Here is a 10,696-nt window from a genome sequence, read left to right on the forward strand (position 1 = left end):
TTATAATCAGAATTGTAAGCTATTGATTGTGAGGTTATTTAACCGGATTTGATATGACACGGAGCATGATTTTTTTTCTTTTTTATCCTTTAAAGGAGAGGCTTTTAACCTTAATTATTCGGTAAATTACGAATAAGATATCTTGACTTTATACAAATAATTGCTAAAAAAATTAATGAACAATTATCATTACTTAATAACTGAAGTATTCAATAAAAATAGCATTATTTTTAGGAATTGGTATTAAACCAGTAAAGAAAAATATAAATTTAGATACCGATAAGGTAATTTTTAAAGTTACTGAATAACTAGCATTTTTTAGTAGTACTAAACAAGTAATGATTTTTATAGTCTACCTTCTTATAATTAAAGGAATGTAGCAACTAATATCCTTAAATCTTTAGGACTACCCATTTTTTAGCCTTTGATTTGACTGTAACTATATTTCAACCAACCTCACCAGGCTCAATAATACGTTGAAATAAATAACCAGTACCCCGCGCAGTTAAAATCAATTCTGGATTACTTGGATCTTCTTCTAACTTAGCCCTCAGTCGAGAAATATGAACATCCACTACCCGCGTATCTACATGGCGCTCCGGAGTATAACCCCAAACTTCCTGCAAAATCTCAGACCGAGAAAAAGGTTCTCCAGAACGACTTACCAACAACTCCAACAAACTAAACTCCATACCAGTAAGTCTAATTCGTTCATCTCCTTTGTAAACTTGACGCTTATTCGTATCAATTCTAATAGTGCTGACCTGAATAACACCAGAACTAGGAATGCCAGAAGCACCATTTTTATCAACTCGACGTAATACAGAACGAATTCTTGCTTCTAATTCTTTTGGAGAAAAAGGCTTAACAACATAGTCATCAGCACCTAACTCTAAACCTGTAATTCGATCTGCAACATCTCCCAAAGCAGTTAGCATAATTATGGGAATATCAGATTCTTTTCGCAACTCCTGACATACACCATAACCATCTAATTTTGGCATCATCACATCTAATACTACCAGATCGGGTTCCGCATTGTGAAAAGTTACTAAAGCTTCCTCTCCATCAGCAGCGGTGACAACATCATAACCAATCATTGACAGCCGAGTTTCTAAAATACGACGGATACTTGCCTCATCATCAACAACCAATATTTTTTCTTTATGATTTTCCACTTTTCCTAACACTCCTTCATTTAGATTTATAATTATATTAATTTTTTTAACTCTATCATCAAAATAACAATAGAAATTACCATTATGTATTACTCCTTAGCTTAGGATGAGTGAAACTTTAGGCTTTTTTATATTTGCGAGTGAATATTAAATTATTTTAAGAAATGCCAAAACAGAAAATAAAGTATGTTTGTGGAGAATGTGGATATGAGTCTACCCAATTTTTGGGCAAATGTCCTAGCTGTAATACTTGGAATTCTTTTACAGAAGAGATAGAAAAATCAACTACTGCTGCTCTACAAAGATTGGGACTGACTGATATTGGGGGCAGTCAAGCATCTGAATCAGATAAGTCTTCTGGTCAACCAAGGGCATCTTTTCTATTATCCCAGATTTCTGACCAAAGTTTGTCCAGAATGCCTTCTGGGTTTGAAGAGTTAGACCGAGTGCTTGGTGGTGGAATTGTTCCTGGTTCCTTGGTTTTGATTGGTGGAGAACCTGGTATTGGTAAATCTACCCTTTTGTTACAGGTGGCGAATCAGTTGTCTAGTAGATGTCGGGTTTTGTATGTATCAGCGGAAGAGTCTGGACAACAGGTTAAATTACGTTCGCAACGTTTAATTGTTAATCTCAATGAAGTAGAGCAAGAGGATAAGGATAATGTTTCAAATGTTGAGATGGATGAAGATTTATCCTCAAATGAAAATCAAGAAAGTAATAGCAATTCTGAAACTATAAAAGATTCCACTACAGATTCTCACGAAAATTTATTTTTATTGCCAGAAACAGATTTAGAAGTAATTTTGAGAGAGTTGGAATCTCTCAAACCATATTTAGCAGTAATTGACAGTATTCAGACAATTTATTTTGCTTCGCTGACCTCCGCTCCTGGTTCAGTTGCTCAGGTGAGGGAATGTACTTCCGCATTAATGCAAGTAGCAAAGCGGGAAAATATTACTTTATTAATAGTCGGTCATGTCACTAAAGATGGTGCTTTAGCAGGTCCCCGTGTTTTAGAACATTTAGTAGATACGGTTTTGTATTTTGAGGGCGATCGCTTTGCCTCCCACCGTCTGTTGCGCTCTATGAAAAATCGTTTCGGCGCTACTCACGAAATTGGAGTATTTGAAATGGTGGCGAATGGTTTAAAAGAGATATTGAATCCCTCAGAGTTATTTTTAGGAAGTAGGGATGAGTATTCTTCAGGAACTTCTACAGTTGTATCGATGGAAGGTACTCGCCCAATAGTTGTAGAGATTCAAGCTTTAGTAAGTCCAGCGAGTCATGGTGCGCCTCGACGTTCTACTACTGGAATTGATAGTGGTAGGTTGCAACAGATTTTGGCAGTGTTGGAAAAACGGGTAGGTATTCCTTTATCAAAGTTGGATACCTATGTGGCGACAGTGGGTGGGTTGAGTGTAGAAGAACCTGCCGCAGACCTGGGAGTTGCTATTGCAGTAGTGGCTAGTTTTCGCGATCGGGTAGTTGACCCCAGGATTATTTTGCTGGGAGAGGTTGGTTTAGGTGGCCAAGTACGACCTGTATCTCAGTTGGAATTAAGGTTAAGAGAAGCTGCAAAATTAGGTTTTAAGAGGGCAATTATTCCGAAAGGTCAACAAACGCCGGATTTAGGTATGCATATTTTACCTATTGCTAAGGTGATTGATGCGATTATTGCTGCGATTCCAGCGCAACCTCTAACTATGGAGAATTGAGGATTTTGTTGTTAAAAGGAAGAAGGAAGAAGAAAGAAGGAGTAAATAGGGTTTGCTGATTAACTATCAAAGTATTGACTGATAAAGGTTTTAGGCTTATGAGATTCCCAAAAAGTGCCCTTGTTTTAGTCTAAAACGTTCAAAAAGTTAGCATTTTGGGCAAATCAAGGACAGAAAAATTGAGGGACAATTCTTACTTTTACCTCCTCTAAATTCCCCGTTTCTTCTGACTCGGTCCTCGGTCCTTTTCCTCTAACCAGGTAGCAGCTACTCCTTACAGCTCTTTAACCAATCAGGATCGAAGAAAAATCGTTGAAGCTAGCTATCAATTCAGAGATGCACTACTTGAGGCTCGTGCTGCTCTTAACCTTTCTTAAATGTATGGTTGTAGGGAGGATTTAAATGAAAAAATGGGTTTAAAACCTCCCCCTATAAGGAGAACTATATCTACAATCTTTTTTTGAGATAATTATTTTATTAGACATTTCCAGAAAATAAACTTACCCTTTATTTACTATAAACTAGGGTTGTAAAAGTTACTCACAAAATAATTTTCCGTGTTTTTTTCCTCAAAAAATCTTCCCTTTTCCCTACTTTTACAAAAAGTCTATATATTTTTCGGAGGTGTCTATTCTGTAGAGATCTGCGATGAAATATTAGCTTTGAGATATGGCATAAATTTATTTCCAAAAAAGGGATTAAGTAAATTAGCTACTTTACTTAATCTTATAATTCCAAGTTTTTAGAGCTAAATCAATATACCAACCTAAATGTATAGGAGTTTTTGTTTTATATGACTCCCACCAAATTCTATCTTCATCAGTAATAGTTTTTGGTGTCACACCTTTTAAAACATACATTAGTAACCAGAATGTCGGATTATTTTGATATGAATTAACAATTTGATTTAATACTTTAGAACTAGATGTTTTAGCTACTCTTTTCCATTCATCTAATTTAACAGGGTCTTGGGTATAACGAAAAGTCACGTTACCTAAATATAAATTCGCTCTACTCCACTTTAATGTACCATCTCTACCATAAGCAGCTACTTCTGAATTAATATCGGGTGTATTTTTATTATTCAAAGTTTCTTTAGTTGATACTAACCACTCAACAACAGAATCATTAGATAAAGAATTACTAGAATTTTTTAAAACAAATCCACATCTTGCTACTGGTTTCTCTGACTTTGTATCTACAGATGTCGGTAACCACAGAAATAAACATAAATCTTTTCCAGGAGTATTAGTAATTTCTGCTAACTTTTTATGATTTTTTCCCTCACCTGTTCCATACAATACTTTTCTATAGCTCGTGCTAACCATTTCTTTAATTTTTGGTTGAACAATTAATTGATTTCGTAACCCTTGAAAATCTTTCTTGTATTTTTGGTCTAGTCTAAAATAAAATTCCCAAGCAAAAGTCGGTAAACTTTTACTATAAGATTCAGAGTTTAAAATTTTTCCTGGGAAGCCAAATATAGGATAAGGAATATCATAAGTTTTTCCTGAAAGATTAAATTGAGCAATATCTTTACCCTGCTCAATATCAATACTAAACTCCCACAGACAAAAATCATTCTCGAATTTAGAAGCTTCTTGATCTGTATAATTATCCTCGTGAAAAGTTGGAGCGATCGCTATTAATTTCACAGGTAATGAATAATCTATTTGTTCTGGAAAAGGCTTTTCTATCAGTAAAGCTTTCCTATACCGAGTAAGCTGAGAGATTAAATTCCTATCCTCTTCATTTTTTAACTCAATTATCACAGGTTGCTTAACTGATTTAATAGAGCATAGTAAATCACATCTTTGCGTATTAATAGTATGCTGACGCTTAATCAAAACTAAGCCTGGTAAAATTTGGTTAAAATTTTCCTCTATATAATTTTCTAAATCTTCTTCTGACTGAAATTTAATTTTGTCATTGATCAAGACTAAATTACGAGTAGACTTTGCTACCTTCTCATCCCGCTTTTTCTCAGCTTCAGTTAAATGCTTGGCTTTTAAATATGGCATAAACTTCTTTATAAGAATCAGAATGTGTAAATTATACTTGTCATGTTACTTACTGTTAAAGAAAAAGATCATAAGATAAGTAAAATGGGAGTTATCAGGACTTACGCATGATTTTTTATTCAATGTAAAGAACAGGCAAAATATAGGGTACGCCACGCACACCCTACTTAACAAACTCAGTCACTAACTAAACAACTTTCCCAGAACTAATTTCTTGTTCTAAATTAAACAAAAGTTGTAAAGTCTGCATCGCATGACGCCTTGCTTCAATATCCTGTTGTGCCCGTAACTGCACCATTGGGTCATGCAAAATCTTATTCACAATACCCCTAGTCAAAGCCTCAATTACCTCTTGATGTTTTTCCGCAAATTCTGAACCTAAACGAGATAAAGCTTTTTCTAATTCCTGCTCCCGAATAGTCTCTATTTTTTGTCGTAAAGAATTAATAGTAGGAACCGTCTCTAAACTTCTCCACCAAACATCAAAAGCTTCTACCTCTTCCTCCAATAAAACCTCAGCCTCCATCGCCATCTGCCGACGACTTTCTTGATTTTGAGCAACAACAGCTTTCAAATCATCCACATTAAAACAACGAACATTTGCCAATTCACTCACATCAGTAGCAATATTACGAGGCACGGAAATATCCACCAACATTAAAGATTGATTAGGAGCTAAAATTCCTTCTAATTTAGCCTTATCTAAAATTGGTTCAGTTGCCCCAGTGCTAGTAAATACCAAATCAGAATTACTAATAACCTGACTCATTTCTGACATAGAATCAACATTTATATTTGCATCTTTAAAACTATTTGCTAAATCCTGAGCGCGTCCGATAGAACGATTAATAATTGATATATTGCTTGCACCTTTAGCTAATAAATGTTGCACCAATAATTTTGACATTTTACCAGCACCAACAATAGCCACTCGGTAATTAGATAAATCCTCTAATTTCATTTGAGCTAATTCCACCGCTGCAGAACTAATAGAAACAGCACCAGTACCAATACTTGTTTCTGTCCGAACCCTTTTTCCAGCAGTTACAGCTTGCTTAAATAAACGATTAAGAATACGCCCAATACCTTTATATTGTTGTCCGAGTTTATGAGTTTGTTTCACCTGAGCTAAAATTTGTCCTTCACCTAATACCAGACTATCTAATCCAGCAGCAACTCGCATTAAGTGCATAATAGAATCTTCATGGAGCAACATAAATAGGTGTGGACGAAGTAAATTTAAAGGTATTTTACTAGAGTCAGAAAGAAACTGAGTTACTTCTCGAATACCAGGCTGCATTTCATTAGTAACTACATAAATTTCTAAACGATTACAGGTACTAAGAATGCCAACTTCTTGAGTATAAGTTCCACCACATAATTGAGTAATGGCATTTTCTATTTGTGTTTCTGGAATACTTAATTTTTCTCGAACTTCAACCGGTGCTGTTTTGTGGCTAAGTCCTACAACTGCGATATTCATGTAATTTTTCTTTTGTTAATTTGTTGTGATTTTTAATTAAATTAAAAAATGAGGTCTAATACCATTTATTCATAAACTTGCACTTAATATTCAGTGTAATAAGGTCTGAAAAACAATTATTAAGCGCATTTTTACAGATAAATGGCCTAAAAAATTTATATTGTTTCAGAAGATCATTAGAATTGTGAAAAAACTGAGGGAGGTTTAATATATGGTTAGTTCTTTTCCGCCTAAATATTTAATTTAAAACCTACCCCCAAAACTTTAATAATTCCCTGGTTATCCTGATTGATATGAGCCATGAATTTTGACTGTTTAGCAGTAATTTTTCAAAGGTCATTTTTCAACAGAGATATTTTGTAATGCCCCATTTACCTAATACTATTTATCTAAGCATTCAGCCATCAGACATTAGCCATAAACTGTACGATAAAATACATCAACTAGCTTGATTAATTAAAAAGCTGAATGTTAACTACTAATAGCTGAATGCTTATCAATTTCTATCTCAGTTCCAGTGTTTTTGATTCTCCAAACATATGCACAGTATCTACGAACCGAGCAGTTTTTGACTGAGAAGAAATAACTAAACTTTGGGTACGAGCACCATTATGGAAGAAACGTACTCCTTCCATCAGAGTGCCAGGAGTAATACCACAAGCTGCAAATAACACTGTTTCTCCAGAAGCTAACTCTTCAGCGTTGTAAACTTTGTCTGGATCTTCAACACCCATATCCTTGAGTCGCTTCATGTTATCTTCTTTGCTTTCTCCAATCAAACCAGTTTTGACAATAGCTGGGTCATAAATCAGTTGTCCTTGGAAATGGCCTCCTAAAGCACGCATAGCTGCTGCAGAAATTACTCCCTCTGGCGCTGCACCAATACCCATTAAAGCATGGATATTTGTTCCAGAAAATGCACAGGAAATTGCTGCAGAAACGTCACCATCACTAATTAGACGAACTCTGGCACCTGCTTGACGAATTTCATTAATTAGGTCTTTATGACGGGGGCGATCCATGACTACAACGACCAATTCGTCAACAGCACGTTCCATGCAGTCTGAAATAATCTTGAGGTTTTCAGTAGCAGATTTGTTTATATCTACATGATTTTTAGCTACTGCTGGTGCTGCTAATTTTTTCATATAAACATCTGGTGCTGCTAATAGACCACCTTTTTCAGAAATAGCTAATACTGCCATAGAACCATTTTGACCATAGGCAACTAGGTTTGTTCCTTCGCAAGGGTCAACTGCTATGTCAATCTCGACTAGCTGTTCTATGTCACAGACCTCACTGGCATTAGGTTGAGTACAAATTCCTACTTGTTCCCCAATGTAGAGCATGGGCGCTTCATCTCGCTCCCCTTCTCCAATCACGATGCGGCCCCGCATATGAATTTGGTTCATGCGTTTCCGCATAGCTTCTACAGCTACTTGGTCTGCAGTATTTTTCTCACCTTTTCCCATCCAACGAGCAGAGGCGATCGCTGCTTGCTCTACTACTTCGATAATTTCTAAACCAATTACGTTATCCACGAATTTTTATCCTCCCAACTGCTGAGGAAAACTTTTTTATTTAGCTCTCCCAGTGTTAAAGTCTATCAGAGCCAGGGTTCAGGTTAGGACTTTGTGCGGAATCTAGGATGTAAAGTTTTATTGCAGATAGTAAACAGTCATTAGTCAAAGAAACAAAGACATAAGTTAAAAATAAGGATTGATATAGGGAAAGCGATGGTTTGGGAAATTTACTAGCTTCAGTTATCTTAAATATTTAGTTTGACCTACTCAAATTCTGATAAAATAAATAGCCACAACATTTGTGAGAAAATGTCAGCAAATTATGGAAAGGAAAAAACGTGAGTAGTAACGTTATTGTCATTAATGATTCTCAGTTTGAAACTGAAATCCTCAAGTCAGAAAAGCTTGTATTAGCTTATTTTTGGGCTACTTGGTGTGGCCCATGTAGGCTAATGTCCCCTTTAATGGAAAAAGTGGCCACTGAATATAGCGATCGCCTCAAAGTAGTGAAAATGGAAGTCGATCCTAAGTCTAAAATTGTGAAGCAATATCAGGTGGAAGGAGTCCCTGCCTTTAGACTATTTCGGAATCAAGAATTATTACTCTCCGATGAAGGAGCTATGACAAAACAACAGTTAATAGATAAGTTAGAACCTTATTTAAATTGAATTAGGTCTTTGTTATCTTTAGGAGTTCACAGATTAAACAATTATTTGAAGGAGTGTTTTATGAAAATCAAAACCTTGGTCAGTTCAATTATTAGTATTATATCTGTCCTTGGTTTTGCTATGCCTAATGCTTCAGATGCTGATTCTCGGCAAATCTAAGTCTCCTTTGAAAACATCCCTCCCAATGGAGAAATTGCCTGAAGTTATATCTGGCAAGCTTTCCATCATGGTACTTATGATACCGATGATTTGGGAAATACTACTTCTGCTTTAATTTAGCAAATTGCTGAAGATGAGATTGTTGTACCAGGAAGCTATCAGTGTAAGAAGCTATCAGTGTAAATAGTATAGCAGTCAATTAGTCATAGCAGATAGATTTTATCCTAGGGCGTGTCATCAATTAAAAAATTGACAAGTAGGGGTCTTGTATGTTCTAGGTCGATGGCGATCGCTACGCCAATAAAATGACTGAGGCTGCCTGTAGGAATTCCTCCTAGAAAGTTAACTGAACGTTGATCGTATCTAGTAGCGATATAGCTGCCGCACTTGCTCCGCCAACACTCCATACTGTTTGAGTTTGGCCAAAAAATTTTCTATTCATAGACGTGCTTTGTACAATATTTCATCGTAATTACGGAGTTCACGGGCGGTTTTTTTTGGGAGGAATCACTACTTCTATTCCTCTGTTAGTCAAAGGCGATTGGCACCCGCTCCTGAGCATCATCAGCTTTGTCCCCGCGCTCCCGCTTCCACTTCTACCATTGGTAATAGAACATCTGCCCCATCCAAGTCAGACCCTTGAGCTGGAGTTAAAAAAAATTAGTGGGATTTACCCAGAGCATCTACTACTCCATGTATTTTCGTGCTTAATCCCCCCTGACTACGGCCAATAGAGTTGTTGGGAATTAAGCACAAAAAATGGCTAAAACCCTTATCAGTCAAAGTTTATAGCTATTTTTAAGTTTAAAATCCTGAAAGCCTTATACAGTAAGCTTTTGAGCATTTGAAATTTTTATTTCCCAACAACTCTAATATCTTCCTGTTGTGGACTACTGTTTTTTGCTCCGGCACTACGAGTATGAGCACGAACAATAGTGGCATCGATCATGGCATATTCGTGATCTGCATCCTCAGCCTTAGCTTGAAATACTATGCACCCATACCCCTGAACAGCTCCAACGACTAAAACGAGTATGGACAACGCGAAAATCCCCAAATCTTTCTGGCAAGTCTGTCCAAGGAATTCCGGTTCTATACCTATATAAGACAGCTTCCACAAACAGACGGTTGTCTGTTGCTGTCCTCCCTACAGTCCCTTCACGCCCTGGTAATAAATTTTGAATGCGTTCCCATTGATCGTCTCGCAAGCCATAACGTCTAGTCATTTAGAGCAGTCCTATGCATGTTATTCCTGTAGTTATTCTTCACCAGCATACTATATAGCGCTGTGCGCAGGCAACAGCTCATCTGGCAACAGCTCATCTGGGGGAATAAAAGACCGATAATACAAGACTTTTAGCTATTGGACAGTTCTTGTAATTTGTAAATATGCCAGCGCACATTGCTATACCTTTTATGTCAACCTCTTTATAAGTTCCAGCCATCCAGTTGCTGTGAACATTAATTTGTCATCAAAATTACTCTTGTGATTACGATCAATCTGGCTAACTGCACCATAACGTTTAACACCGGCGAAAGCGTTTTCACATATTACCCTTGATTGACTCAAATTTCTGTTTTCTAACTTTTGCTGTTCAGTTAGTTCTCCTGCTTTTGGTTTTTTATGGGGGATGCGGATATTTTCATACTGGCGAGTGCAGACCTTGAAAACCACTATCTACTTCAATTGGAATTTCTAAAGGTATATTACCAATAACCTTTTGCTGGTCATGGAACTTTTGATCATGTAACTTCCCTTCTCGAGCCTGAGTTAATATTAGCACTCGCTTGTTTTGGTCTACTGCTGCTAGATGTTTGCGAGTGTGACGTTTTTTTTTCCCGAATAATTCAGTTTTTGTTTTTCTGGGTGAGTTGGTCGCTGCACTGGTCGTTTTGTGCCATCCATAATTACTCGTTCTACTCCAGGGAAACGCTCTATAAATACTTGG

Annotated in this window: 9 protein-coding genes and 1 pseudogene; 2 read left to right on the forward strand and 8 right to left on the reverse strand. The window is 36.5% G+C overall.

Features of this window, described 5'->3' with window-relative positions; all coding sequences use genetic code 11:
* Nucleotides 1-446 precede the first annotated feature (446 nt).
* Entirely contained in the window at nt 447-1,178 is a 732-nt protein-coding gene (gene rpaB / locus D5R40_RS26330) for a response regulator transcription factor RpaB (RefSeq protein ID WP_124146530.1), read from the reverse strand.
* Between the two features lie 164 nt (nt 1,179-1,342).
* Between rpaB and radA the strand changes: the two genes are divergently transcribed.
* Nucleotides 1,343-2,893, forward strand: a complete 1,551-nt coding sequence (gene radA / locus D5R40_RS26335; protein WP_124146531.1) for a DNA repair protein RadA — start codon at nt 1,343-1,345, stop codon at nt 2,891-2,893.
* 716 nt (nt 2,894-3,609) lie between these two features.
* Here radA and D5R40_RS26345 read toward each other — a convergent pair.
* The 3 genes from D5R40_RS26345 to glpX form a co-directional block, all read right to left on the reverse strand.
* Nucleotides 3,610-4,914, reverse strand: coding sequence for an endonuclease NucS domain-containing protein (locus D5R40_RS26345; RefSeq protein WP_124146532.1), 1,305 nt, complete (start codon nt 4,912-4,914; stop codon nt 3,610-3,612).
* 187 nt (nt 4,915-5,101) lie between these two features.
* Entirely contained in the window at nt 5,102-6,397 is a 1,296-nt protein-coding gene (locus D5R40_RS26350) for a glutamyl-tRNA reductase (RefSeq protein WP_124146533.1), read from the reverse strand.
* 503 nt (nt 6,398-6,900) lie between these two features.
* Nucleotides 6,901-7,938, reverse strand: coding sequence for a class II fructose-bisphosphatase (gene glpX / locus D5R40_RS26355; protein ID WP_124146534.1), 1,038 nt, complete (start codon nt 7,936-7,938; stop codon nt 6,901-6,903).
* 320 nt (nt 7,939-8,258) lie between these two features.
* On the opposite strand from glpX, the gene D5R40_RS26360 reads away from it, so the two are divergent.
* Complete coding sequence (locus D5R40_RS26360) at nt 8,259-8,588, forward strand: thioredoxin family protein (protein ID WP_124146535.1); 330 nt, start codon at nt 8,259-8,261, stop codon at nt 8,586-8,588.
* A gap of 383 nt (nt 8,589-8,971) precedes the next feature.
* Here the strand turns inward: D5R40_RS26360 and D5R40_RS26365 are convergent, their stop codons facing one another.
* The 4 genes and pseudogenes from D5R40_RS26365 to D5R40_RS41470 form a co-directional block, all read right to left on the reverse strand.
* Nucleotides 8,972-9,154, reverse strand: coding sequence for a hypothetical protein (locus tag D5R40_RS26365; RefSeq protein WP_124146536.1), 183 nt, complete (start codon nt 9,152-9,154; stop codon nt 8,972-8,974).
* Between the two features lie 491 nt (nt 9,155-9,645).
* A pseudogene (locus D5R40_RS40095) lies at nt 9,646-9,973 on the reverse strand (IS5 family transposase); the annotation flags it as partial.
* 188 nt (nt 9,974-10,161) lie between these two features.
* Nucleotides 10,162-10,422: a transposase family protein gene (locus D5R40_RS42895; RefSeq protein ID WP_205127487.1), complete on the reverse strand. Its 261-nt coding sequence runs from the start codon at nt 10,420-10,422 to the stop codon at nt 10,162-10,164.
* Nucleotides 10,391-10,696 (reverse strand): transposase family protein (locus D5R40_RS41470; protein ID WP_275670429.1); only part of this gene is annotated, 306 nt, incomplete at its 5' end. The genes D5R40_RS42895 and D5R40_RS41470, both read right to left, overlap by 32 nt.

It is taken from the genome of Okeania hirsuta, from assembly GCF_003838195.1.
GTDB classification, from domain to species: Bacteria; Cyanobacteriota; Cyanobacteriia; order Cyanobacteriales; family Microcoleaceae; genus Okeania; species Okeania hirsuta.